The organism is Paenibacillus sp. FSL H3-0310 (assembly GCF_038002785.1).
Lineage (GTDB): Bacteria > Bacillota > Bacilli > Paenibacillales > Paenibacillaceae > Paenibacillus_AQ > Paenibacillus_AQ odorifer.
This window is the reverse complement of record NZ_JBBODC010000001.1, coordinates 3,057,633-3,083,833: the sequence shown is the minus strand read 5'-3', so window position 1 is coordinate 3,083,833 and position 26,201 is coordinate 3,057,633. Positions and strand designations below refer to the sequence as shown.

At 40.7% G+C, this 26,201-nt stretch carries 24 protein-coding genes and 1 riboswitch; of the genes, 21 read left to right on the top strand and 3 right to left on the bottom strand.

Annotation, left to right across the window (positions count from 1 at the left end; genetic code table 11):
* Window positions 1-89: 89 nt before the first annotated feature.
* The 13 genes from MHH63_RS13790 (at window position 90) to MHH63_RS13730 (ending at window position 15,581) form a co-directional block, all read left to right on the top strand.
* Window positions 90-1,217, top strand: coding sequence for a phosphodiester glycosidase family protein (locus MHH63_RS13790; RefSeq protein WP_341171678.1), 1,128 nt, complete (start codon window positions 90-92; stop codon window positions 1,215-1,217).
* Window positions 1,218-1,337: 120 nt separating this feature from the next.
* A complete protein-coding gene (locus MHH63_RS13785) occupies window positions 1,338-2,270 on the top strand; it encodes a LysR family transcriptional regulator (protein WP_076105621.1) in 933 nt (310 codons plus the stop codon).
* A 16-nt stretch (window positions 2,271-2,286) separates the two neighbouring features.
* Entirely contained in the window at window positions 2,287-3,402 is a 1,116-nt protein-coding gene (locus MHH63_RS13780) for a 5-methyltetrahydropteroyltriglutamate--homocysteine S-methyltransferase (RefSeq protein WP_076125848.1), read from the top strand.
* 139 nt (window positions 3,403-3,541) lie between these two features.
* Window positions 3,542-4,669, top strand: coding sequence for a 5-methyltetrahydropteroyltriglutamate--homocysteine S-methyltransferase (locus MHH63_RS13775; protein WP_341002482.1), 1,128 nt, complete (start codon window positions 3,542-3,544; stop codon window positions 4,667-4,669).
* Window positions 4,670-4,833: 164 nt separating this feature from the next.
* Window positions 4,834-5,556 (top strand): YebC/PmpR family DNA-binding transcriptional regulator, encoded by a 723-nt coding sequence (locus MHH63_RS13770; RefSeq protein WP_036678376.1) that lies wholly within the window; start codon window positions 4,834-4,836, stop codon window positions 5,554-5,556.
* 7 nt (window positions 5,557-5,563) lie between these two features.
* A riboswitch (Fluoride riboswitch) is annotated at window positions 5,564-5,626 on the top strand.
* Between the two features lie 67 nt (window positions 5,627-5,693).
* The gene (locus MHH63_RS13765) at window positions 5,694-7,004 is read left to right on the top strand and encodes a voltage-gated chloride channel family protein (RefSeq protein WP_076125845.1); all 1,311 of its coding nucleotides are present in this window, start codon (window positions 5,694-5,696) and stop codon (window positions 7,002-7,004) included.
* A gap of 445 nt (window positions 7,005-7,449) precedes the next feature.
* Window positions 7,450-9,015: an ABC-F family ATP-binding cassette domain-containing protein gene (locus tag MHH63_RS13760; protein ID WP_341171677.1), complete on the top strand. Its 1,566-nt coding sequence runs from the start codon at window positions 7,450-7,452 to the stop codon at window positions 9,013-9,015.
* A gap of 95 nt (window positions 9,016-9,110) precedes the next feature.
* Window positions 9,111-10,400, top strand: a complete 1,290-nt coding sequence (locus tag MHH63_RS13755) for an amidase (RefSeq protein ID WP_341171676.1) — start codon at window positions 9,111-9,113, stop codon at window positions 10,398-10,400.
* Between the two features lie 169 nt (window positions 10,401-10,569).
* Window positions 10,570-11,160 carry an RNA polymerase sigma factor gene (locus MHH63_RS13750; RefSeq protein WP_076302019.1) on the top strand — a complete coding sequence of 197 codons (591 nt, stop codon included), beginning with the start codon at window positions 10,570-10,572 and terminating at the stop codon, window positions 11,158-11,160.
* Window positions 11,138-12,763 (top strand): DUF4179 domain-containing protein, encoded by a 1,626-nt coding sequence (locus MHH63_RS13745; RefSeq protein WP_341171675.1) that lies wholly within the window; start codon window positions 11,138-11,140, stop codon window positions 12,761-12,763. Before MHH63_RS13750 ends, MHH63_RS13745 begins: the two co-directional genes overlap by 23 nt.
* An 89-nt stretch (window positions 12,764-12,852) precedes the next feature.
* Entirely contained in the window at window positions 12,853-13,080 is a 228-nt protein-coding gene (locus MHH63_RS13740) for a hypothetical protein (protein WP_036678084.1), read from the top strand.
* 129 nt (window positions 13,081-13,209) lie between these two features.
* Window positions 13,210-14,370, top strand: a complete 1,161-nt coding sequence (locus MHH63_RS13735) for an alanyl-tRNA editing protein (RefSeq protein ID WP_341171674.1) — start codon at window positions 13,210-13,212, stop codon at window positions 14,368-14,370.
* Between the two features lie 68 nt (window positions 14,371-14,438).
* Window positions 14,439-15,581, top strand: coding sequence for a copper amine oxidase N-terminal domain-containing protein (locus MHH63_RS13730; RefSeq protein ID WP_341171673.1), 1,143 nt, complete (start codon window positions 14,439-14,441; stop codon window positions 15,579-15,581).
* Between the two features lie 73 nt (window positions 15,582-15,654).
* Here MHH63_RS13730 and MHH63_RS13725 read toward each other — a convergent pair whose 3' ends face one another.
* Window positions 15,655-16,455: a polysaccharide deacetylase family protein gene (locus MHH63_RS13725; RefSeq protein ID WP_076125834.1), complete on the bottom strand. Its 801-nt coding sequence runs from the start codon at window positions 16,453-16,455 to the stop codon at window positions 15,655-15,657.
* Between the two features lie 315 nt (window positions 16,456-16,770).
* Between MHH63_RS13725 and MHH63_RS13720 the strand changes: the two genes are divergently transcribed.
* Together MHH63_RS13720 and MHH63_RS13715 are read left to right on the top strand one after the other, a co-directional pair.
* Window positions 16,771-18,327, top strand: coding sequence for an ABC transporter ATP-binding protein (locus MHH63_RS13720; protein ID WP_341171672.1), 1,557 nt, complete (start codon window positions 16,771-16,773; stop codon window positions 18,325-18,327).
* Window positions 18,320-20,083 carry an ABC transporter ATP-binding protein gene (locus MHH63_RS13715; protein ID WP_341171671.1) on the top strand — a complete coding sequence of 588 codons (1,764 nt, stop codon included), beginning with the start codon at window positions 18,320-18,322 and terminating at the stop codon, window positions 20,081-20,083. Before MHH63_RS13720 ends, MHH63_RS13715 begins: the two co-directional genes overlap by 8 nt.
* A 26-nt stretch (window positions 20,084-20,109) precedes the next feature.
* Here the strand turns inward: MHH63_RS13715 and MHH63_RS13710 are convergent, their stop codons facing one another.
* A complete protein-coding gene (locus MHH63_RS13710; protein WP_076274443.1) occupies window positions 20,110-21,006 on the bottom strand; it encodes a LysR family transcriptional regulator in 897 nt (298 codons plus the stop codon).
* 133 nt (window positions 21,007-21,139) lie between these two features.
* Between MHH63_RS13710 and MHH63_RS13705 the strand changes: the two genes are divergently transcribed.
* From MHH63_RS13705 to MHH63_RS13685, 5 genes are all read left to right on the top strand, one after another.
* Window positions 21,140-22,369, top strand: coding sequence for an MFS transporter (locus MHH63_RS13705; RefSeq protein WP_036678069.1), 1,230 nt, complete (start codon window positions 21,140-21,142; stop codon window positions 22,367-22,369).
* Between the two features lie 56 nt (window positions 22,370-22,425).
* A complete protein-coding gene (locus tag MHH63_RS13700) occupies window positions 22,426-22,827 on the top strand; it encodes an NUDIX hydrolase (protein WP_248548222.1) in 402 nt (133 codons plus the stop codon).
* 190 nt (window positions 22,828-23,017) lie between these two features.
* Complete coding sequence (locus MHH63_RS13695; RefSeq protein ID WP_076280686.1) at window positions 23,018-23,443, top strand: DMT family transporter; 426 nt, start codon at window positions 23,018-23,020, stop codon at window positions 23,441-23,443.
* Between the two features lie 31 nt (window positions 23,444-23,474).
* Complete coding sequence (locus tag MHH63_RS13690) at window positions 23,475-23,933, top strand: DMT family transporter (protein WP_076125820.1); 459 nt, start codon at window positions 23,475-23,477, stop codon at window positions 23,931-23,933.
* A gap of 121 nt (window positions 23,934-24,054) precedes the next feature.
* Window positions 24,055-24,372 carry an iron-sulfur cluster biosynthesis family protein gene (locus MHH63_RS13685; RefSeq protein WP_076125818.1) on the top strand — a complete coding sequence of 106 codons (318 nt, stop codon included), beginning with the start codon at window positions 24,055-24,057 and terminating at the stop codon, window positions 24,370-24,372.
* Window positions 24,373-24,471: 99 nt separating this feature from the next.
* On the opposite strand, the gene MHH63_RS13680 is transcribed toward MHH63_RS13685, so the two are convergent.
* On the bottom strand, window positions 24,472-25,080 hold the full coding sequence (locus MHH63_RS13680) for a TetR/AcrR family transcriptional regulator (RefSeq protein WP_076184524.1): 609 nt from the start codon (window positions 25,078-25,080) through the stop codon (window positions 24,472-24,474).
* 257 nt (window positions 25,081-25,337) lie between these two features.
* On the opposite strand from MHH63_RS13680, the gene MHH63_RS13675 reads away from it, so the two are divergent.
* The gene (locus MHH63_RS13675) at window positions 25,338-26,105 is read left to right on the top strand and encodes an SDR family NAD(P)-dependent oxidoreductase (RefSeq protein ID WP_076184525.1); all 768 of its coding nucleotides are present in this window, start codon (window positions 25,338-25,340) and stop codon (window positions 26,103-26,105) included.
* Window positions 26,106-26,201: the final 96 nt, after the last annotated feature.

Genomic DNA, 26,201 nt, shown 5'->3' with positions numbered 1-26,201 from the left:
CAGAAACTTTTAACGAAAATCATCGTCTATGATAAGGACGAGTTGTACATATTATCAAATTAGTAATATTTAGGGAGGAATACTCAGAAGTGAGCACTTCATCATTACCTCAACGTTCCAATGCACGCAATAAGAAACCTGTAAAGAAACCAATAAAAAAGCGGAAGAAACGGAGTTTTTTTCGCACCTTATCCAAAGTTTTTTTATTCTGCTTATTCTTAATGATCGCTGCTGGTGGATGGCTTTATTTTGCACCCTCGGCTCAGAACTTACGTTATACAATCGCAGATACGCTAATTACAACACAACATCGCTATATGGCTAAATATATTATAGGTGAAGATCAACTGAAGGACCGGGTAACCGAATATACCGCCCGTTTTGAAGAGATGGGGGACGAAATAGATACACATACGATCGCTCCCGAACCTGAGGTGGTAGAGAAGCCGCTTGTCGAGATTGAGAATGTCTCAGGCAGTGGCTATACCGGATATGTAATGATTGTTAATGATCCAACCAAAGTCCGGCTAGGAATACCTAATAAGATTGGTTCAGGTGAAAAAGTAACCAGTATGGTGAAGCGTACAGGCGCTATCGCTGGAGTTAACGGTGGTGGGTTCGCTGATCCGAACTGGAAAGGTAACGGGTTTAAACCCATAGGAATTGTAGTCTCACAAGGTAAGTTATATTACAACGGTCTTGGCGGTAAAAAATCTACACAGATTGTTGGTCTGGATAAACAAGGAAAAATGGTTGCAGGGAATTATACGCTAGATGAGATTAGTAAAATGGGGGTTCAGGAGGCAGTTACTTTTAGCCCGCGGCTAATCGTCAATGGCAAAGGATTGATTAAGAATGCAGCAGAAGGTTGGGGGATTGCACCTAGAACAGCAATGGGTCAGCGGGCAGATGGCGCTATTATTTTTGTGGTAATTGACGGACGACAGCCTACTTATAGTATTGGAGTGAATCTCTATGATGTGCAGCAAATTTTGCTTAAGCATGGAGCTGTGATAGCGGCTAATCTGGATGGTGGATCTTCTACGGTACTAGTAAAAGATAATGAGATTATGAATAAACCCTCATCCCAATATGGTGAGCGGTATTTGCCTACAGCTTTTTTAGTTTTTGAGCATCCAGAACAGGTTGATATGCCAAATATCTGGAAAGGACTAGATCCTGCCAAGATTGATGCTGGGAAAAAGAGAACACAATAAGTACGCGTTATTGGGCACATAATAAGGATTATCTTGGAATGAGATGTGTATTTATGCTACGATATCAGCTAGTATGAAACAGAATGTAGTACGAATAGGTCTGGAACAGGGGGAATAGGAGTGACGTTGCAGCAGCTCCGCTACGCTATCGAAATTGCAAATAGTGGCTCCATGAATGAGGCGGCAAAGAAACTCTTTGTTTCTCAACCGAGCCTGTCCAATGCTATTAAAGAGCTTGAAAATGAACTTGGGATTACCATCTTTGAAAGGACGAACCGTGGAATCAGCATTTCTGTAGAAGGAATGGAATTTCTCGGATATGCCCGTCAAATCATTGAACAAACAGAGCTTATGGAGAATCGTTATACTGGGAAAAAGCGTAGCCCAATCTATTTTTCCATTTCGACTCAGCATTATGCTTTTGTGGTAGATGCTTTTGTGAGTCTCATGAAGCAAAGTGATGTCTCAGAGTACAACTTCAGCTTGAGAGAGACGCAAACCTACGACATCATCGAAGATGTGCGTACTCTCCGTAGCGATTTGGGGATTCTTTATATTAACGAGAGCAACTATAAGCATATGAATAAGCTGTTCAGTGACGGTAATCTGAAATTCACGCCACTTTTTAATACTGACCCACATCTTTATGTTAGAACTGGACATCCGCTTGCCCAGAAGGAAAGGATCTCGCAGGACGATATTTTACCTTTTCCGTATATTACTTTTGAACAGGGTGAGAACAATTCACTTCACTTCTCGGAGGAAATGTTAAGTTTTTCTCAGATTGAGAAGAATATTAAAGTGAATGACCGGGCAACCTTGACCAATTTATTAATGGGCACGGACGGTTATACAGTGGGTACAGGAATCATGGCATCCGATCTGAACGGTAATGGACTGAAGACGATTCCATTTGAGAGTAATGAAGTATTCACGGTTGGTTGGATTGCGCATAAAGATCGTAGACCTAGTGTGATGGCATCCAAGTATATAGAAATCTTAAATGACTTGGTTTCCGGAAGTTATTTTGATCTTAATCATTTTTTACTATAGCTGTAGGAGGATCGGTATGATTAGACCCGTAACTGGCACCCAGAGAAATGCTCCACCCTTTCGCTATGATATCGTCGGCAGCTTCTTGCGTACGGAAGAGATTAAAGCAGCCCGCCTCCAATATGAGAATGGTGAAATTACAGGTAGTGAGCTTTATGAAATAGAGAATATTGAGATTGCTAAACTACTGGAATTAGAAAAGGAAGTAGGATTATTAGCAGTAACAGATGGTGAGTTTCGCCGTTCCTGGTGGCATCTTGATTTCTTTGTCGGAATTAAAGGAACTGAAAAGATTAACTTAAACCAAGGGAATGGAAGAGCCGAAACGGTTCAGCGTGCAGAATCATTCCGAATTGTTGACCGGATTGCCTTTGAAGATCATCCCATGCTACAGCAATTTATAAAGCTCAAGGAAATGGCGGGAGACCGGATACCCAAAATGACGATTCCATCACCTGCCCTATTTCACTTTGTGGAGGAGTTTAATGGAAATGAAGTTTACCCTGATAAGGAAACTCTATTTCAAGATATCATCGCGGTTTACCAAACTGCGATTCAAGCCTTTTACGATGCAGGCTGCCGTTATCTTCAGTTAGACGACACAACTTGGGGAACGCTGAGCAGTGGCCGACATCGCGCCCATTTACGCAGTAGAGGTACAGATCCCGATCAGTTAGCAAAGGATTACGTTAGGCTGATCAATGAGAGTATTGCGAATCGTCCGCATGATATGACCATCGCGCTGCACGTTTGCCGAGGTAATTTTCGCTCCACTTGGTTCGCTGCTGGCGGTTATGAGCCTGTTGCCGAGGTGCTTTTTTCCAATACCAAAGTTGATGCCTTTTTCTTGGAATATGATAATGAACGAGCTGGCGATTTCGAGCCCTTACGATTTATTAAAGACCAATTTGTAGTGTTGGGATTAGTAACGACCAAACATGGGGGTCTGGAGAGTAAAGAGCAGCTTAAGGCAAGAATCGAAGAAGCCGCACAATATGTAGATATTGAAAAGCTGTGCCTTAGCCCTCAGTGTGGATTTGCTTCTACGGAGGAAGGAAATATTCTAACTGAAGAAGAGCAGTGGGATAAAATACGCCTTGTGATCGAAACCGCCCGAGAGGTCTGGTTATAATTAAATAAGCTAATTTGGTGGCCTGCTATAGCGTAAGCTTATGGTAGGCCATAGTTTTTAGGAGTTACCCTGTCCTGATTGTACAGTGCTATAGTGAATTCAACAGAAAAGCACAGACAATAAAGGAGGACGAACCCCTATGAGTACCATCCAAAAAGGAAAACAAAGAACTGAAGTGCCATTCAGAGTAGATATCGTTGGCAGCTTCTTACGTCCGGAAACGATTAAGAGAGCTCGTGTCCAATATCAAAATAATGAAATCTCCGCTGATGAATTGCGCAAGGTAGAAGATACAGAGATTGCCAGAGTTGTGAAAAAACAAAAAGCGGTTGGATTAAAAGGTGTAACGGATGGAGAGTTCCGCCGCTCCTGGTGGCATTTAGATTTTATGTGGGGCCTTGAAGGGGTAACAAAGAAAGTCAGCCCAGTGGGCTACCTGTTTAATGGTGTAGAGACCAGAGCGGAAACTGCAGAATTATCCGGTAAAATCCGTGGGACTAGCCATCCAATGATCGCTGACTACAGACAATTGGTTAGCATAGCGGGAAATGATGTTGTAGCGCGCCAAACGATTCCTTCGCCAGCGCAGTTCCTTGCTGAACTTCAGCGCAATCAAAAGACTACTGTAGCTGTTTACGACAAGCAGGATGAACTTGTGGCTGATATTGCTGCAGCTTATCGTGAAGTTATTCGTGATTTCTATGAGGCAGGTTGCCGTAATCTGCAATTGGACGACTGCACATGGGGTATGCTTTGTGATAAAGGATATTGGGAAGCCCGTCAAAAAGAGGGTGTAGATGTTAACGAAATCGCTAAGTTATACGCATTTGTAAATAACGAAGCGATAAAAGATCACCCAGCAGATATGGTTATCACGATGCATGTATGCCGTGGGAACTACGCGTCCACTTGGGCAGCATCCGGCGGATACGAGCCTATCGCAGAAGTGTTATTTGGAACGGTGGATGTAGATGGTTTCTATCTGGAGTTCGATACGGATCGGGCCGGAGACTTTGCACCCCTTAGATTTATTAAAGATCAACAAGTAGTTTTAGGTTTGTTCAGTTCGAAGTCAGGTGAGCTTGAGAATAAAGAAGAAATCATTGGACGGATTAAAGAAGCTTCGCAATATGTGGATATCAATCAGTTGTGCCTGAGCCCACAATGTGGTTTTGCCTCTACGGAAGAAGGAAACCATCTGACAGATCAACAGCAATGGGATAAACTGCAGTTTATTAAAGAGATTGCAGATGAAATTTGGCAGTAATCTATAAAAAATTAGCAGGCTCCTGATTGAATCAGGGGCTTTTTCTATCTGTATTGTGACAGCTTAGAGGATTAACCTACTACTGCACTTTACTAGAGCTATCGAAGAAGGGTATAATAAGTAACAATTGTTTTTAATTCATGTTGAAAGAGAGCGGGAACAATATGGGTCGTAAGTGGAATAATATTAAAGAAAAGAAAGCTTCCAAAGACGCAAACACAAGTCGTGTTTATGCAAAGTTTGGTGTTGAGATTTATGTAGCAGCAAAGAAGGGCGAACCCGATCCAGAAGCGAACCGGGCCCTGAAAGTTGTATTAGAACGTGCAAAAACTTACAATGTACCAAAAGCGATCATTGACCGTGCGCTTGATAAGGCTAAAGGTAGCGCTGAAGAAAATTATGAAGAGCTTCGTTATGAAGGATTTGGACCTAGCGGTTCAATGATCATCGTTGATGCGCTAACAAATAACGTTAATCGGACAGCTCCATTGATCCGTTCAACCTTCAGTAAGAATGGCGGAAATATGGGTGTCAGCGGATCAGTAGCTTACATGTTTGACTCTACGGCCGTTATAGGTGTGGAAGGTAAAACTGCTGATGAAGTAATTGAAATGATGTTTGATGCAGAACTTGATGTACGCGATGTGCTGGAAGAGGATGATGCAGTTATTGTTTATGCAGAACCTGATCAGTTCAATGCAGTGCAAGAAGTATTCAAGAATGCAGGCATCACTGAATTTACTGTTGCTGAGTTAAACATGCTTCCACAAAACTATGTGGCACTCCCAGAAGATGCTCAAGCTCAATTCGAGAAATTGATTGATGCTTTGGAAGACCTGGAAGATGTTCAACAAGTGTATCATAACGTAGATTCAGAAGAAGAATAATTTAAGTTTTATAAAGGGCGATGGAGTTCGCCGTAACTGTCTCTCTGGGACTAATGACTCCTACCAGTGTGAGCTTCCCTGGTAGGAGTCTGTTTTATTGTTGAGACTAATTTATTTTGTCCTTAGGAGCTGTCGAGATGAATCCATGGTCTACCCGATGGTTTGAAATCACTAAGAAGCGAAGTTATTTTGCTCTTTGGAGTACATTTATCAAATGGATTGTGCTCGGCAGTGTAGTTGGTATTTTATCCGGCACCGCCTCTGCTTTTTTTCTAAAAAGCTTGGATTACGTAACAGATGTACGTTTAGAGCATCCAGGGCTACTTTATTTGTTGCCTCTTGGGGGAGTATTTGTTAGTTTCCTATATATGCGTTACGGAAAAAACAGCGCTAAAGGAAATAACCTTATTATAGAACAAATTCAGGATGGTAACGAGACCATTCCATTACGGATGGCACCCTTAGTATTGTTCGGGACACTGGTAACCCACTTATTTGGTGGATCCGCTGGGCGTGAAGGGACAGCTGTTCAAATGGGCGGAAGCCTTGCGGAATGGTTCGGAAAGCTGATTAAAATCAGTCCTCTGGATCGTAAGATACTGTTAATGTGCGGGATCAGTGCAGGCTTTGGTTCTATTTTCGGAACACCGCTGGCTGGAACCTTATTTGGTCTAGAGGTAGTAACCATTGGACTTATTAGCCAACAGGCATTACTTCCATGTTTTGTGGCTAGTTTTGTTGGTGATCTGGTCACCACTCGATTGTGGGGTGTTCATCATACACACTATGTAGTGAACGAATTTCCAGCTTTAAGTTTAATGATTATTCTAAAAGTGGTATTGGCCTCTGTAATTTTTGGTCTCGTGAGTATGCTTTTCAGTGAACTGACTCATTTTCTAAAAAAAATCTTCACCGCCAGGATAAGCAATCCAATGATAAAAGGTGCCGTAGGTGGATTAATTATCATTGCCTTAGTATTCCTTGTAGGGTCTCGTGATTACTTAGGCCTCGGAATTCCGTTAATCAAGGATTCTTTTGAGGGAGATGTCTCGCCGTTCGCTTTTTTATGGAAGCTGATCTTTACCGCCTTTACCTTAGGAACAGGATTTCAGGGTGGTGAGGTTACTCCGTTATTTACGATTGGTGCCACACTAGGAAATGTCTTGGCTGGAATATTACATGTGTATGGACCCTTTTTAGCTGCCCTCGGTTTTATTGCTGTCTTCTGTGGAGCTACTAGCACGCCTATCGCTTGCTTCTTAATGGGGATCGAGCTGTTTGGTTCGGAAGGAGCCATATACATGTTTATCGCTTGTGTGGTGAGTTATTTATTCTCCGGACATAGTAGTATTTATACTTCACAGCTTATTGGTGTATCGAAGAGCCAGTTCATTACTATTCCTCAAGGGACTAGGATCGGTACGGTCAAACGCGCCCGCAAAAAATAACAGCACCTCTCGGATGGTGGTTGACAAGTGCGGATACACGATTTAAAATGTAGCCAAACGAAGGGATGGTTCAACATGATTCATGTGGAAACTGAAAAATTATATACCAGAAGCTGCTCCGAACAATCGGATACAAACGATGAAACGTTGTCCGGAGCTTAATCAAAAAGCGAATCGCTTTTTATATCATCGAAAGCTAGCTAGGTCATTTTAGTGTGATTATTCATGCTTATTTGATTACGCCATCTTCCGATGTTAATGATTAAGAGGCTGTAGACAATTTTCGTCTACAGCCTTTTGTGTTTATAATGTTCAGTTTCCAAACTGACAATTATCTATTTGTGCCGTCTATTCGTGCACTAATAAGCAGAAGGCTTGCGCCCAAGGGCGCGGTGTCTTCTGCTTTTTTTGTGCTTAAAAACAATTATAGAAAAGAGGAAAGCAAATGAGTTTACTTGAGGTTTCTAATGTATCACATGCTTTTGGAGATAAAGTGCTGTATAAACAGGTTTTTTTGGAAGTCTACAAAGGGGAGCATGTAGGTGTAGTGGGTCAGAATGGAACAGGGAAAAGCACATTGATTGGTATTCTGACGGGCGAGGTGATTCCTGATGGTGGAACGATTAAATGGCAGCCCAATATCAAAATAGGTCATCTTGATCAATACGCGGTTATTGATGGGTCAAGTACCGTTCAAAGTTATTTAAGGAGAGCGTTCACTGAATTATACGAAATGGAAGAAAAGATGAATGCACTTTATGCGGAATGTGCTGTTTCTGGCAATGAAGTGCTTTTGCAGAAGGCAGCAGACCTTCAGGAACGACTTGAGGCGCTCGACTATTATTCTATCGAGAGCAATATCAGTAAAGTGGTTACGGGGCTAGGACTAAATGCAATGGGGATGGACCGTCCTATTGATCAGCTTAGTGGGGGGCAGCGAACCAAAGTTATATTGGCAAAGCTGTTGCTTGAACAACCTGATGTGTTATTGCTCGACGAGCCCACCAATTATCTCGACACCACGCATATTAACTGGCTTGCTGAATATCTGATAGCGTTCGATCAAGCCTTCATTGTGGTCTCTCATAACTACACTTTTCTCGATAAAATATCAACAAGCATTTGCGATATTGAAGGGGAAACGATTAAAAAATATCATGGCAAATATGCTGATTTTTTGAGACAGAAGGAGCATTTTCGCGAAAGCCATATCCGGCAGTACCATGCACAGCAGAAAAAAATTGAAGCCACTGAGCAATATATCCGGAAAAATGGTGCTGGTGTTAATTCTAGAATTGCCCGTGGCCGTCAGAAGCAGCTGGATCGTATGGAGAGAATCGCTGCACCGACGTTTGTCACTAAAGCATCTATCCGTTTTCAAGAGCTTCCTGTTAATGCACAAGTTGCGCTTAGAGTAGACCATCTTGTGGTTGGTTACGATAAGCCTCTGCTGCCAAAATTAACATTTTCCATTCGAGGAGGACAAAAGATAGTCATAGCAGGCTTTAACGGCATAGGAAAATCAACATTGCTGAAAACATTAGTTGGTCAAATCCCCAGTGTTGACGGGGCATTCCGCTTTGCCGAACAAGTCTCTATTGGTTACTACGAGCAAGATTTAATTTGGGAAAACGATAACATGACACCTATAGAAATCGTCGCATCGTTTTATCCAAAATTGACTATTAAGGAAATACGTCGTCATCTAGCATTATGTGTTGTAAAAGATAGTCACGTTACACAGCCTATCCGTACACTCAGCGGTGGCGAACAATCCAAAGTTAAGCTGTGTCTTTTATTGCTTACAGCATGTAATTTCTTAATCTTAGATGAGCCCACTAATCACTTAGATGCCGAAACAAAAGATGCTTTACAGAATGCTTTAATCCAATTTAAAGGTACAGTGATTCTAGTTTCTCATGAGGAGCAATTTTATCAAGGGTGGGTGGATCGTGTAATCAATATTGTGGATGAAAATAGAAATAGAGAACTAAAGTATAGCCATAGATAAGGTTAACTAGTAACATAAAGTTGTTCCAAATTAATACAATCGTCTTCAAATGGCTTCCTGGTTTAAGTGAATATTAAGGAGGGCTCCAATCAGACATGTACATTAATAAATCTTCGTTAGCTCAGTTTGCTCAGGGCAATAAGACCTCAGATGTGACCATGGATAGATATCTTACACAATATTTAGATCTTTACGATAAGGTAGAACCACACGTGCGTGCTTTTGTGCCAGAGGAGAACCGAGCAGATAGAATAAAAAATGAAGTGGCTAGGGTAAAAGAGAAGTATTCGGAATTTCCTAAACCATCGCTATATGGAATACCTGTTGGAATCAAAGATTTAATTCACTTAGACGGGTTGCCTACCTGTGCAGGGTCGAACCTTCCCCCACAAGCTTTGACGAAGTCTGAGGGCAGTTTTATTCAAAAGCTTCGGCAAAAAGGGGTTTGGTTCACCGGCAAAACAGTGACGGAGGAATTTGCTTATGCCGGACCTATCACAACCCGCAATCCTCATCAGCTGGATCATACGCCTGGCGGCTCTAGTGCAGGCTCTGCTGCTGCGGTTGCCGCGGGTATCTGTCCATTTGCGATAGGTACACAAACCTTGCGTTCTGTTATGGCACCTGCTTCATTTTGCGGAGTGGTCGGCTTTAAACCTAGTTATGCGCGTATCCCTATAGATGGTGTCCAATTGATGTCGCCATCTTTTGATACGTTTGGATTTTTCACTCAGGATATGGAGGGTATGGACTTTCTCGCCGCGGAGCTAGTAACAGAATGGAAACCATTTAATGAAGCTCGTAAACCTGTGCTAGGGATACCCGAAGGTGTATACATGACATTATTGGAGGATGACACCAAGATAACCTTTCAGAAGCAGCTTAAGAAGCTTGAGGAAGCAGGGTTCAGCATAAAAACAGTTGCGATGCCGTGGGAAGATAGCTTTATCTACGGAGATGCCATGGTGCGGTTTGTTCACGGAGAAATGGCGCAAGTCCATCATTCACTATTTGATATTTATAAAGATCTTTATGAGGATACCGTACGGCAGGCTATTTTATCTGGACGAACCATCACTGAGGAAGAACTGGAAGGATATCGTAGCGGACAAATCAAGCTCAGAAATGATCTATTAGATGTGCAGAAGTCACAGGGGATTGATCTGTGGGTTTCGCCGGCTCAGGCAGGAACAGCTCCGCTGTGGGGTTCACGAACCGGATGGACCGGAATGACGGCCATTTGGTCATATGCTGGAGCGCCTGCGGTGAGTATTCCAGCTGCCTCTATAAACAACATGCCATTAGGATTTCAATGTATCGGGGCATATGGCAGGGATGAAGAGTTAATTTATTTGAGTAAAGTGGTTTCTTTAGCGCTTCAGTGATTCTATGGCTTTAGAAATGGATCAATTGTTGTATTTTGTTCTAAAACGTAATCGGTAGATTACACAGTAGGTCTTCGTTTTATTTGAAGATCTACTTTTTTTTGTATAAAGTGAGAGTTTTTTTAATAGGGATCGTCTATATAGTATCGTGCTTCAAGGAGGCTTCAGGGTGAAGGGACATGTACCGAAAGTTGAAAAAGAGGATGAGAGGCTATGGATCCAAAATGTTCTCGATGGACATAAAGAAGACTATTCGTATCTTGTAAATCGATATAAGAATAAAATTTATGGGCTTTTGCGAGGAATGGGAGCCAATCATCAAGATGCACAAGACATAACGCAGGAGACGTTTATTAAAGCTTACCGCAAGTTGGCCTCACATGATTTGGATAAGAATTTTGCGGCGTGGCTATATGCTATCGCGACTAATTTACTGAAGGATTTGTGGAAAAAAGACCGACCGACAGCGAGTTTGCCGGACGACAATGCCGAATATTCTCTTTCGGATAATCCAGAAGAAGAATTAATGCGATCGGAGCATCGCACAGAGCTGCTTCACCTGATGCAGAAGCTCCCGTCTAATTATCGTACGGCTTTACTGCTTCGTTATACCAATGATTTAAGCTATGAAGAAATGTGTATGGTTCTAGATGTTCCATTAAGCAAGATTCAAAATGATTTATACCGGGCTAAACAGCGTTTGAAGCAGCTAATTACACTCCAGGAGGTGAAGACCGATGAGGTGCTTAAATTCCTATGAGATCGAAGAATATATTTTAAGCAAATCTATCTTTCGAGATCAAGCCGTAGCTGAACATATGGCAACTTGTACGCATTGTAATATGATCTACGAAGCAGAGCTTGAGGAACAAGCTGAATGGTCGCAGGCTATGTATGAAGAGCGCTTACCAGATTCATTTACTGCTCAAGTAATGGCTTCTTTGGAACAAGTAGAGCTTGAGGAATTTACTCCAACACAAAGGAATCGCAAGCATCCGAAGCGCAATAAGTTGCTGAGATTATTTATGGGTGCGGCGTTGTTACTGGTTGTGCTAAGTGCCGTGATCTTATATTCCGTTCCTACACTGGCAGAGACTTTACGTTCTCTTTTTGTAAAAAACAACATGGACATTGGCCTTCTACGAGCACAAGAATTTGGGTTGGTAGAGCATCCTAATATTAAGGTGAAGGATAAGGGCTACACAATCAAAATAGATGAAGCAGTTGCAGATCCTACACGGGTAATTGTTGCGTTACAGTTGTTTGGACCAGATGGAAAGCATGATAAAAAGCGGTTGGCCCTTAATGATGGGAACAGTATTGCGATTAAGGATGATCAAGGGAAGGTTGTTGGGGAGTTATACGATATAGGATTTACCAGTGACTTTTACTATTTGATCGCTAATTTCACTGAACCTCTGCAAACTGATCGAATTACGGTCGAAGGTCATATTACTGAATTGGGAAGTGAACGCAAGAACATCCCTACTCTTAAAGGCGATTGGAATTTCAATTTTTCGATGGATATGACAGAAGCGAATAAACAAACAACCTCCATGCCACTAACGGGTAGCTACACCTCCCCGGACGGTTTAACAGTGACCTTGAAAAAATTAACTCATATGGTGCAAGGTGTTCGTTTTGAGTTTGATACGCAATTGAGTGAAGAGGCATTGACCCGTTCTCCTGACGAACTATGGAAGCAACAGGGCTTGAAATTCCATTTTGAGGATACAGCAGGCGAAGAGATTCACAGTGTTAATGCTAGAAAGTTTCCTAATAAGAATAGCGTGATGTCCTACTCTAACCTTCCCGGGGCAACAAAGGGACTTATGCACTGGAGCTATACGTTTAAATATTTACCTCAGGATACGCCTTATACTTTCGTATTGGATGGATATTTCATCCCAGAGAAGGATGGTTCTAGTGTACAATTTGAGCCTGCCAAGTTGAAAGAACAGCCGATTCCCTTTGCATTTGACGGGGATGAACTGATGTTAAATGATTTTACAGTGGAGTCGTCTCCCGATAACAATGTATCAGCGAAGGAAGGTGTATTACATTTTAGCGGAAGATTGAGAAATGAGTTTATAAATAGTGAATGGATATTTAAGACACTAGATGGCAAGGAGTACAAACTCACTGAACAAGGAGCTTTTACTACCAAAGGGGGAGGATGGAAAGATGGTTATATTGAATTTATCGAGTCTCAGTCAAATAATCAAAAGAAATATTTTCAATTCCGTGCCGAAGGCCTTACACAAATTCCCGAGCAGCTTCAATTAGTACGCACGATAAACAATCGAATGTATTCTAATGTAGACTGGTCCGTTCCTATCATGGAAGCTAGTAAAAAAGAGTAAATATAGTTATTTGGTTTCCGGATTGTACAAGCAAATAAGGGGGAATAAGCATCTCATATACTATCACAATCGAAAAGAGGTGGTAGTTTATGACTGCTGCAGAGAAGAGAAAAATTCAAAGAGCTTTGAACGCATTGCGTAAGCAAAGAGTGATTCTGAAAGAAAGTCTTAAAAGAATTGAAGCCATTCTTTGCAGGTTGCCTATTGGCAGTCGTGAAAGATTTGAATTGTTAGCAGTAAGAGACTCAATAGTAGAAGCGCTTCGACTAAATGCAATTGCCATTAGAAATTTAAAAGATGCTACTTGTTCTTGTTAATTACCCTAATACCAGTTCTACGCAGTTTTTGCGTGGAGCTGGTTTTTTTGAAATAATAAGATTCAAACTATCCGTTATGATACTATAAACTTAATATGTCGATAACGTAAAAAAGAGAGGAAACCATTTATGACCAACAAACTATACTACAATTCTACATACCAGACTGATTGGCAAACCCGTGTGACTGAAACCATAGAACGAGAAGATGGTCTTTATGTTCTTTTAGAGGAGACGGCTTTTTATCCGCATGGTGGTGGACAACCCTGTGATCTTGGAGCAATTCAGGGAATCCCTGTGCTTGATGTAATCAGTGAGGAAGAGCTTGTACTGCATAAGCTGGAACGTTTACCTAATGAGGAATCGGTAACTTGTCAGATCGATTGGAATAGAAGATTTGACCATATGCAGCAGCATAGTGGCCAGCATTTGCTCTCAGCGGTTTGTCTAGAAAAACATAACTTTATGACCTTAAGCTTTCATTTAGGTGAGGACTATTGCACTATTGATATAGAAGTTTCAGAACTGTCTGCTGATCAACTGTACTCCATAGAGAGAGAAGTTAATCGGCAGATTTACTTAAATCACAATATTCTCAGTTATTTTGTAACAGGGGAAGAGGCTGCACAGCTTAAATTGGTTAAACAGCCAAAAGTGACAGAGAACATCCGGATTGTTGAGATCAAAGATGTTGAATACAACGCTTGTGGGGGGACACATGTGTCCTCAACAGGTGAAATTGGGATAATTAAGCTTTTGAAAGCTGAGAAAATAAAAGGGAACACACGGATTTATTTTAAATGTGGATATCGTGCTTTAGAGGAATTTAATACTAGTCAGCAAATCCTTGGTACACTATCTTCCAAATTCAACACAGGCAAAGATGAGATTATTGATCGAATTGAAAAATGGGAAAATGAACAAAAGCTGCTGCAAGCTGAAATTTACCTGCTTAAAGAAAAAAATGACGACTATGTTGTGCAAGAGCTTTTAAATGAGCAAGCGGGAAAGATGATCGCACAAGTATTTGAGGATAAATCGCTAAAAGATCTACAGAGCTTAGCTAATAAGCTGACTTCGAAATGTGATCTTCCTGTATTATTAGCTACTTCTGCGGAGAATAAGGTTGTGTTTGCGCAGAACGGGAGCACGGAGATTTCCTGTGGAGCTTTTTTCAAAGCTCATCTAGGCAGCTATAATGGTAAAGGCGGGGGCAGCGATAAACTGGCGCAAGCAGGATTCCCAACTTGGGAGGATGCTTTGGCATTTTATGAGTTTGCTAGAGGGTGAGAAGAAACTTTTTCCATTATCTTCCGTCTAATTACATATGATTATAATGTCGAAGGAGACGGATAGATATGAATAAATGGAAGGTAACGCTAGGGATCTTTGCAGTTTTGATTTTAAGTACTGGGTATGGAGCGGTATCTGCGCAAGCAGACAAGCAAATTCAATTTAACTATAAAGAAATTGGAATCAGCAGTAAACAAGTGATCGCGGAGAATACAACTTTTGTACCCTTGAAATCACTTGCAGATGCTATGGGTTATACGTTATCGTGGGATCAAAAATCCAAAATGGCCAAGCTGGTACGTCCAGAGCGTGAAGTCATCTTCACCGCGGGTACTGCAACGTCAAAAGTGAACGGGGCAGCGATGGCATTAACAAAATCTCCTCGTATCATAAAAGGTTCGTTGTACTTGCCATTGGTCTCTGCAGTCAGTGTACTCGGGGGTAAAACCGCGCTTAATAAAACGGATGGGGTTATCCAAATCGTAGATGAACCTAGATTTGTTGCTGCTTCTGTAGAAGGTAGATCCTATTGGATATCTCAAAAAAACGCTAATTTATATTACCGGGCTACGGCAGCCGGGAAACCAGTAATTATTGGCCAACTACCCCTTAAGGAGTCAGCTTACAATCATGGATTTGAGATTAAAAAACTTGGAAATGGCACGGACTTACTCCAGTTAACGGACAATCACTATGCAATGTTTAATGAATTCAGCAACAGCTATCAGGTACTAGTTCAAGCAGGTACAATAATTAAGCAAATGGATTATCATTATATGATCTCTGCTTATCCACATGCGCCTCAAGTACCTTCCACTCAGGTGTATATGACCGATGGGAAGAATGTTCAGTATATTACTAAGGATGGCGGTTTGGGCAAGTTGTTTGAGATGGAGAAATTAACCGGGGCAACCGGTGATTTCATAGTGGAGTACGCCGCGGAGGATGTAGCACTTGTTCGCTTATTAGATACAACACAATTATATATTGTCTACAGCAGTACAGGAGAAATCGTCAATCTCAGTGAACAACTGATTACTAGTGAGGATCGTAAAGAATGGGATAAAGTAAATGATGGCAGAGATCAATACATTCTGAGCAGAATGTTAGGGATGAAAAGCCGTAAGGGGAATGTGCTTACATTCACCTATACGCCAATCCTTGAGGAAAAAGCAAAAACAGTGACATATACACTTCTAGCGAAATAATTCGGAATCACATCAATATAATTAGCACAAAAAAAGAGCGATGTTGGCCAACGCTCTTTTTTTGTGTTTTAGATTATTTCGTAGTCATCATACTTCCACCCTTAATCTGAACGGGTTGATCATTAATAGATACCCAAACATCTATGGCAGAATTGTTGCGGATAATCGTTTTGTCGGCACTTAATTTCAGTGAATACAGGGCAGTGACATAATCATAAATCTCAATATTAGTAGCGTACCAAATATCTGAATGTCCACCTGCTTGTTGGCAAAAAGTTTCTATTAACTCCCAATTGTTCTGCTGTGCGAACTCATAGCTATGGCCCCAAACATAACAGAGTCTTAGTTTCTGGGAGGGTCCTTCCATGGTGAATCGCTCCCAAACCTGATGCAGATCTTCAATATGGTGGCAGGTTGGATGCCATTCCATGAAATTAAGAGGCATATCAAACTGTTTGGTAGAGTGAACAGTGCGGCTGTATTCAATTCCAACGGACTGAAGTGGTGCAATTATCTCCTGAGAGTATGTACCGTAGGGGTAGGACATGCCTCGCACTGGATAATCCACCAGCTTTTCCAATCGTTTACGGTCTTCGAACAACTCTTCAATTACCATCGGTAAAGGAAGACGCTCTAGATGTGGGTGAGTAACGGAATGGGCGGACACTTCATGATTCCTGAGCGAATGCTTAACATCAGCGGGCGATAAGAACCCAGGTGCATTGATCATTGCACTATTTAAATGGAAGGTCCCTTTAATTCCATATTGATCAAAAATACCAGCCAAGCGGATATCGTGTTTCTGGCCGTCATCATAGCTCATAGTGAGCGCCTTTGATAATCCGCCTGGGAATAAGTTGAATTGAAGTTTCATGAATTCACACTCCTATAATTTGGTGAGCTTGAAAGTACTTCTTCCAATTATAAACAATTAACGTTATAATCAGATTCCACGTTTGAAAAGGAAAGAGTTTTCAGTGAAAAATATACACTTAAGGAGAGATGCTATCTGCCTGACTTTCTCTACGTTGTAAAGCTACTCTATGTAAAAGACAAAAGAAACTCACTTTTATATTTTATCACTAACCTGCTGAGCCCACCAATTCTATTTGCAGAGCTGTTCATAACGAAATATGTGGTTGACCTCATTCAGAACTTCACGACTAACGCCTACCTACATATCTTACTATTGGTAAGTTCACTGATGTTAATTTTATATCTGGCTGGCATCAATGGTTCTCTTCGAGCCATTTCTGTAACCAATTTAACGGCAACCAGTATTTATGAACTGGAACATAGTATTTTGGCTAAGACCTCTAAATTATCGACGGCTTTATTGGAAGATCCCGCAACAAAAACGATTAGAGAAAAAGCAAAACGGCTTTCCCTGATCGATTTGTTAGATCAATGGACCGGGGTGACAATCCACTTTATAACATTGATCGCACTAATCGTAGTCCTATCCTGTTATGGCTTTTATATCCTGGCAATGTTCATTTTAGTAGTACAAATTCTGCAGCTTTACCTCATCAGATGGATGTCTCGGAAAGTAGAGGCCATTTCAGCGAATCAAACCTCCTCTGTACGAATGATTAATTATATCGTTGATTTGCTGGTTAGTAGAAATACCCTCCCGGAAGTAAGAATGTACGGAATGTCCTCCTACTTGGTTACCACAATGAAAGAGCTCTTTAATGGAAATTTCAAACAAATGCACCGAAAAGTTATTTTATCTGAGACCTTAAGCTTCTCCCAAAGTATAATTATGACTTTATTAAACGGGCTTACGATTGCTATTTTAGCAATTACGCTTGGAGGTAGCGGGCAGAGCGCCGGACTTTTCGTATTATTACTTCAGATATCTAGTCAATTATTTATTGTCATTCCTGCACTAACAAGGATGTATTCTGATCTGACCAAAAGTCGCGTGCGCTTCAATGAGTATAGTGCGTATTTGGAACTTGAAGAGCAAGTTCAAAGAGATCCGGAAGATTCCATAAGGAATACCGATGCGATGCAGATCACAATTCAGCAGTTGAATTATCGTTATGCAACCAATGCACAGGACACGCTTAAAAATATAAACATGACCCTCAAACCTGGTGAACGAGTTGCTTTTGTAGGTGAGAATGGTTCAGGAAAATCCACGCTCATCAAGCTGATAGCAGGGTTATACCATCCAACAGCGGGAAACATCCAATGGTTTAATGGAGAGCAGGAAGTTCTGGCTCATAACGTCACAAAGGGTGTGAGAGTTGTATTTCAGGATTTCACTAAATTACATAGACCAATTCGAGAAAACATAGCCATGGGGAATATTGCTGCCATGTATGACGATTCAAGATTATTAGCTGCGATGAGAAAAGCAGAAGCCGATTCTTATGGTGTTGCGTTGGACACTTTAGTAGGTCCACAGTTTGGGGGGATCGATCTGTCTGGTGGACAATGGCAAAGACTTGCGATTGCACGTGCTTACCTCAACAACGGCTCGCTTACGATTTTTGATGAACCTACTGCAGCCCTTGATCCTTACGCGGAACAGCAGGCGTTTGAAACCTTTATGAAATTAGGAGAGCAGCAGACCTCCATTATTGTGACACATCGGCTATATATGTCCAAATTTGTTGATAGAATTTTTCTGTTTGAGCATGGAGAAATCGTTGAAAGTGGAACACATGAAGAATTAATGATATTGGATGGTAAGTACAGGGGAATGTTTAACCGCCAGTCCTCTTTATATGGCTGAGAAAGGAGAGATTCTGCTGAGAAGAGACCTTAAGAATATTTTAACGATACTGGCACGGATGATTGGAAAAAGTCCAGTAATCTCAACAATAACGATCATAGTTCCTATAATCAGTGGATTATTAACTTTTTACTCGTATTCTGTTCAAGTTCATATCATTAATGCAGTAGCTGCTGGTGCGATAACCTTTATTCCGATTCTATGGTTTGTTTTAATTCATGGAGTACAAGCCTGTTCATTGAGTATAACCAACATAATGAAAAGTCGAATGAATGCGGAACTAACTCTCGCTTTCCAATCCGAGCTGATAGATATTGCAAACCAAGTTGACTTTGAGGATTTTGATGATGAAGAGTTTGGGAACAAGCTGCAAAGAGCTAAAACAATAGTTGGAGAAGATTTAGAGGGAATTACTGGTTTTTTGGTGTCCAGTGTAGGAAATATCTCAGGACTTATAAGTATCATCTGGTTATCGGCTACAAGTGGATATTTTTTAGTCACACTGGTGGTGGGTTTAATGATCGTATCTACTTTATCTTTTCGAATGTTTACTGAGATTAAAGTTAGAAGAACAGGGCGAGAGCTTACTTTTGACGGAAGAATGGGGGATTATCTAGCTGTAACTTTGGAAGATCCTAATGCGATTAGGGAAATGCGAATCTATAACTCTATCTCCTATTTTACGGATCTCTGGGCAAAGCTTATGAAGAAGCAGCATGATAAAAGGTATAGTGCGAGGAAATTCGAAATCAAAACAGGGATGATTGTGGCTATGGTTCAGACGAGTGCTATTTTTATCGTATTGGTCTATCTGTTAAGTAAAATGGGGGAGTCAAATACAGTTACTGTGGGGACAATCTCAGTATTATTTCTGGCTTTGTTAACTTGTGGTGGTAAAATCATGAGTTTGACTTGGCCGCTAAGCAAGCTTTACATCAGCAGCAGTAAATTATATGACTTAAATGAAGTGCTTACCTATAAAAATAGAGATTTCCAAAAAAATAATATCAATAACAGCTCTGAAGCTATGCTTCCTATTACCGTTTCAAATGTCTATTTTAAATACGCCAAATCCAGTAAGTATGTTTTATCTAACATCAATATGGTCATAAAGCCCGGTGAGAAAATAGCCATCGTTGGAGAAAATGGAGCAGGAAAGTCTACCTTGATCAAATTGTTATTAGGGCAGTACACTGCTAGTTCTGGATCTATTTACTGGAAAGACAGTCCAGAACCTCAAGGTAAAGTATCCGTCGTGTACCAGCATTCTATTAAATTCGAAATGACACTAAGAGAAAACATCCTGTTGGGTGATGCCAAATCTTCGCCGGACGATGTGAAAATACTAAGTATTCTGGAAAAATGTGAGCTGATGGATTTGTTTTACGAATTAGGGGGACTAGATGTAAGGTTAGGTCAAATGCTTGAAGGAAGCAGGCAGCTATCAGGCGGACAGTGGCAAAAGCTGGCGATAGCGCGTGCGTTATATAATGATGCGGATCTTCTAGTGTTTGACGAACCTACTTCTGCGATTGATCCGAATGCTGAGATGCAGATCTATACACAATTATTAGATATCTGCCAAGATAAAGCTGCGATCTTCATTTCACATAGACTGGGCTGGGCGAAAAATGTTGATACGATCTATGTTATTGATAATGGAAGTATAGCTGAAGTGGGGCAGCATCAAGACTTAATAAATAATAAAGGGATTTATGCAGATATGTACGTTTTACAATCATCTTGGTATAACTAAAAATGCTTAGCATAGTAGTTTTTACCTTAATTATATTCATGAGGTTTACTAAAAAAATCCACAGCAAATTTCCGGAAATGTATAGCTGCTTGCGATAAAAAGTGCTTTCTGCTCCATGCGATGCCAAAAGAGCGTTGACATAGCGGATCTGTTATTTTTAATTGAACAATTTCTGTATTTTGACTTCTTCTGCCTAAGGAGAGAGGGAGGGTGAAGGTGATTCCTAGTCCCATTTCTACTAGGGTTTGAATGGCGCTTACTTCTTCAAGCTCGAACGTAATTTGAGGTTCAAATCCAGCTTGTCGGCAAAATTCATCTGAAATTTCACGGAAATTATATCTAGAAGATAAAGAAATGAAATTCTCACCTGCAGCTTCTATCAAAGAAATACTCTTTCGATTAGCAAAGCGATGATTCTTGGGCACAGTTAAACATAATTCTTCTTCTGCTAAGGTATGCCACTCGATATCTGGTCCGGTAACAGGTGTAGATGATATGCAAAAATCAATCGCTGCACTCTCTAAATCATTTCTCATTTCTAACGCAGAGCCGAGCTGGCGTTGGATGATCCGTACATGCGGATGAAGGGTAAGAAATTCTTTTAGTAAAGTGGGCAATACATACGGGAGTGTGGCCGCAATGGAAATTACACCATGTTCAAGTCCAGCCATATCTGTGAGCTCACGCTGTCCTTCTTCAAGTTCCATAAAAGCTTGCTCGACACGTTGCAGATAGGTTTTTCCGAATTCGTTCAATTTTATATTTCTGCCTTGTCGCTCGAATAAGGGAACACCTAAGTTTTTCTCTAAACGCTGTATGGAATTACTAAGGGAGGGCTGAGATACATTTAATTCTTTTGCGGCCTTAGTCATGTGTTCATGGCGTGCAACTGCCTGAAAATATTGAAGCTGAAGGAATTCCATAACAAAAACCTCACTTTACTTATAACTCTAATGTGATCTATCGATCATATAATATGTATTTTACTTAATTAATTTTCAGTCCTATACTATTGTAACATATAAAAAGTTATAGGTAGGATGGAGAGAGTCTGTTGTGATTAGAGAGAAAATATGGACCCGGAATTTTATTGTTGTTTGCTTAAGTAGTTTTTTTATGTTTCTGACCTTTTACATTCTGGCAACTGCATTCCCGTTATACGTAAAGGAAAGCTTACACGGGAATCAGCAGCAAATGGGGTTAGCGATTACTATCTATGTAATAGGGGGAGTATTGATCCGTCCTTTTTCGGGACAATGGGTCGATAAATTCGGCAAAAAGAAAATGGCGGTTATTGGGCTAACCATATTTCTAATCGCCTGTATTGGTTACTTCGGATCTAATGGAATTGTATTATTCCTGGTAATTCGTTTCCTTCACGGAATGAGTTATGCTGTTGCATCGACAGCTACTAGTACAATAGCCTCGACGCTAATTCCTTATTCACGTCAAGGAGAAGGCATCGGTTATTTTAGCATGTTTATGAGCATTGCTATGGTCATTGGACCCGCATTGGGTCTTTTTCTCTGGAAAGATGAGAATATTAATGTACTACTGTTAGGCGTGTGTGTGATTGCCGCTCTCTCGCTGTTATTCACGTTAGGTGTTCGGATGCCAAAAGAAGATAAGGCTAACGTTATTGAAGCTGTTAAGGAACCTGCTAAGACGCGAAAAGGGCTTCGCTGGAGAGACGTAATCGAGCCGAAAGCCTTGCCGATATCACTTGTCGGATTTACGCTTGCTTTTTCCTACAGCTCCTTGTCTGGATTTATAGCTTCTTTTACGAAAGAAATTCATCAATCACAGCTAACTGGTTATTTTTTTGTGGCTTTTGCAATTATGATTGTATTGTTTCGCCCGGTTATAGGTAAAGTATTCGATAAATATAATGAGCATATTCTCATCTATCCCGGAATTCTAATCTTCGCCGTTGGATTGCTTAGTTTAAGTCAAGCTCGGTCTGGTTTGATGTTAATGATGTCTGGTGTCATTATGGGAATTGGATATGGTGCACTTATGCCATGTTTCCAGACTCTTGCGCTTAAATTAGCGGCTAAAGATCGTAGAGGTAGTGCGAATGGGACCTTTTTCTTGTTATTTGATTTGGGTTATGGAGCGGGCTCCTATTTCATGGGTTTAATTGCTTCTTATACGGATTACCGAATGATGTATGAGGTTGCAGGGGGAGTAACACTTCTTTCGCTTGCTGCGTACTATTTGCTTCATCATGTACCTCAGGCCAAAGCTAAGCTGCACATACAAAAATCAAATATAGACGTTGTATAAATAGATGGTCTTGGCTGTATGATATAATTATTAGAAAAAAATATGGGGAGAACTGTATGACTACAATCATTGATAAAATTGCATGGATTCATATTCAGAATGGACAAGTTTTGTGTGCGCGTTCCAAAGGGAAAGATACCTATTATTTGCCTGGAGGAAAAAGAGAAGCTGGAGAAACAGACGAGGAGACGCTCGTGCGCGAAATCGAGGAAGAGATCTCTGTTCGTATTAAACCAGAAACCATCTCCTATTTTGGAACCTTTGAAGCGGAAGCTCACGGTAAAGAGGAAGGCGTCATAGTTAAAATGACATGTTATATCGCGGATTTTGAAGGTACACTTAGTCCTGCGTCGGAAATTGAAGAGTTATCCTGGTTATCTTATAAGGATAGAAATCGTGTTTCAGTCGTTACACAGATCATTTTTGATCAATTGCATGAGCATAAATTACTTTCCTAATCCACAATTTAAAGTTCTGAAAGCCCGTTTTAAGCCTAAGAGATGGCTTGAGGCGGTCTTTTTTTTGAAAATATACGAAAGGCTTATAGGGGCAACAACATCGTTTATTTTGCTTTGGGACAGATGTCCTTTTTTAAAGGCCTGAATTGCTTTTTAATATGTAATAGATCGAAGTTGAGGAGAGAGAGAAATGAGAGGAATTATATTTGCGTTTTTAGCGGGGGCTTGTATCACTCTGCAAGGAGTATCTAATGCTCGAATTAGTCAAGATATTGGGACTTGGCAAGCTGCGACAATTACACAGTTAACAGGATTTATCATGTCGTTACTAATCCTCTTATTTGTTAGAGATGGGAAATGGCAAGGAATAAAAGAAGTAAAACCATTATATCTAATTGGCGGATCTTTTGCCGCAGTCGTTATTTTCAGTGAAGTCACTGCCATTCAACAGATTGGCGTTACTTTTACTATATCGACATTGCTGATTGCACAGCTATGCTTGACCTTCTTAATTGATATTAAAGGCTGGTTTGGGATGGAAAAACGACAAATGAGACTCCCACAGTTTATTGGGATAGGGTTGATGATTGCGGGAGTAGTGATTTTGAAATTCTGAGAATACAATCAACAACTGGAGGAGTTACGTTATGATTTTAGGGTTAATATTAGCGCTTGTCGCGGGTTCATTCGTTAGTTTACAAAATATTTTTAATACGAAGGTTAATCAAAAGGTTGGATCTTGGGCCACAACGACGTTAGTATTAGGGTTGGGTTTTCTGGCTTCCTTTATCATGAGTCTTATCTTTGAAGGCGGCCGAATATTTACTTTGCGAAATATGGAGCCTTGGTACTGGATCAGCGGATTGATCGGGGTGGGTGTAGTAATCTGTCTCGTGCAAGGCACCAAACGTCTTGGGCCAACCTATGCGATCTCGATCGTATTAATCTCTCAGCTTGGGTTTGCTTTATTGTGGGATTCCCTCGGCTGGTTAGGGCTTGAAAAGGTTCCATTCACCTGGAAGCAGTTGGTCGGAGTACTCGTGATTGTTGGCGGTATTCTAGTGTTTAAGCTAGGTGGTGCCCGGGAGACTCAAAAGTCGGCTTAATTTATCCTCAGACTCATGTTTGTCAAAATAGAAGTGATGGCAGTCACACGAGAGTGAAAGCAAATCAATCTATACTTTGGGAAAGTAGTAACTCAATTATAAATAAGGAGCAGATCATCCAATGTTCATACAATTGAACTCTCTAACTACAGAAAAGTTAAATGAAAACCTTGGTGAACGACCAGGTTATTTTAAATTGTTCTTCGATACAGAGGGCTGTGGTTGTAATGGCGTGATCGTAATTCAGATTATTAGTGAACCCCATGCTACAGATATTGAAGTTCAGAAAGAGCCCTTTACTTTTTTTGTGGACCGTCAACAGGAATCTTTATTTGATGAACAGATGCGACTTGAAGCAGATGAGAATTACCCGTCATTCAGATTAAGTAGTGATTCGGGCCTGTTAGGAAGCAATATTCGAGTAAAAGATATTCGCTGAGTAGAGCACTGCTACTAAAAACCAGAGCATTTGAGATCATCTCTCAATGCGCTGGTTTTTTAAATTTCGTTCCTATATATGGCACTTGCAATTCGTTTCTTACCCATTGGGTTTTTTCATAAAAGCTATATGGTCTATTTTGCTGTTAACCAGTGTAATTAACTGTTCTGCCATATAGCTCGCCGAATATTTGAAATTGACTTCAGCCCAGTGCATAATAACACCTACTGTAGCAGACATTTGGTAACTCAACATAATTTCATAATCCACAGGAGCAGCATCAGCTTCTATCTCAATTCGCATATCCTCACGCATGGATTCCCGTAAACGGTCGAACAGTTCAACAGTCATTTTCCCTCGTTCCACTGCGGATAAGGCTAAAAACTCCGCTTTATGCCCCTCAATATATTCGAACAGCTGCAGAATGGAAGGGAAGACCTCCGTTGCCTCAATACGTTCCAATCCCTCATAAGGGTCTAATAGCGCCTCACCTATACCCTGTAGAAATTCATCATGTATTTCCTTAAGCAAAGCCTCTTTACTCTCAAAATGCTTATAAAAAGTCCCTCGATTGTAATCCGCTCGATTAGTCACGTCCAAAATCGTAACTGAATCATAACTATTTTCCAATATTAGCTCAACGAATGCAGATTTCAGAGCTTGGCGTGTTCTTCTGGTTCTTCTGTCCTCATGTTCTTCCTGTATCAAAAAAACTACCTCCAGCTATGATCTTTTTATCGTTCATTTATAGTTCTTACTTTAAAAGTAACAAAAGATCAGCTAATGTTCAAGATTTAGACATAAGTAAACACGGAGAGCAAGTATGTTGGTTAGGCGATATTACTTAAAATTCTGATTATTGAATAGGTTAACTAATGGGGTGTACTCTAGTAATAGAGATAGGTTATCCCATCTCCTAAGACTATAATATATAGCCAATTCATAACAAAGGATGCGAACATACAATGAGTGAATCAAATGTAAAAACTGCTGTAATTACTGGAGCTGCAGGTGGAATAGGTAAAGAGCTTGCCCGTCGATTGTCTGATCGTAAACTGAATCTTGTACTTGTCGATCTGAATGAAGAAGCGATAAAAAATGTCATCCAAGATTTAGGCTTAAATGAATCTAACTCTTTAGCTGTAGCTGCGGATGTCTCTAATGAAGAAGACGTTCAGAATTATGTTAATAAAGCGATAGAGAAATTTGGAACCATTGATTATTTTGCAAACAATGCCGGAATTGAAGGTCCAGCAGGTCAAATCGAAGAGCTTAACGTTAAAGCACTTGATCTTGTATATAACGTCAATGTACGTGGTGTATTTCTTGGACTACACTATGTAATTCCTGTGATGAAAAAACAAAACTCAGGCGCTATTCTGAACACTTCTTCTCTGGCAGGACTCATGGGTGCACCAGGCATGGCCCCTTACATTATGTCTAAGCATGCTGTAATTGGTCTGACTCGCGTAGCTGCAAATGAGCTTGCACCACTTGGTATTCGTGTTAATGCGGTACTCCCAGGAACGATCAATACACAAATGATGCGTAAAATTGAGAATAATTTCGGAAGCGCAGAAGAATACAAGGCAGCTAACGAAGCTGCAACACCTATGGGACGCTACGGAGAACCGCAAGAGGTTGCCGCTGTGATGAACTTCCTTCTGTCGGATGAGGCTTCATTCGTAACGGGTTCTCTATATACAGTCGATGGTGGTATGATAGGTCAATAATGCAAGCTGATTTCGATCATTAAGGATACTTCAAATAAAGGATTGGGCCTGTGCGTCAAGCATTGGGTCCAATTCTTTTATTTAGGATACCCGGAT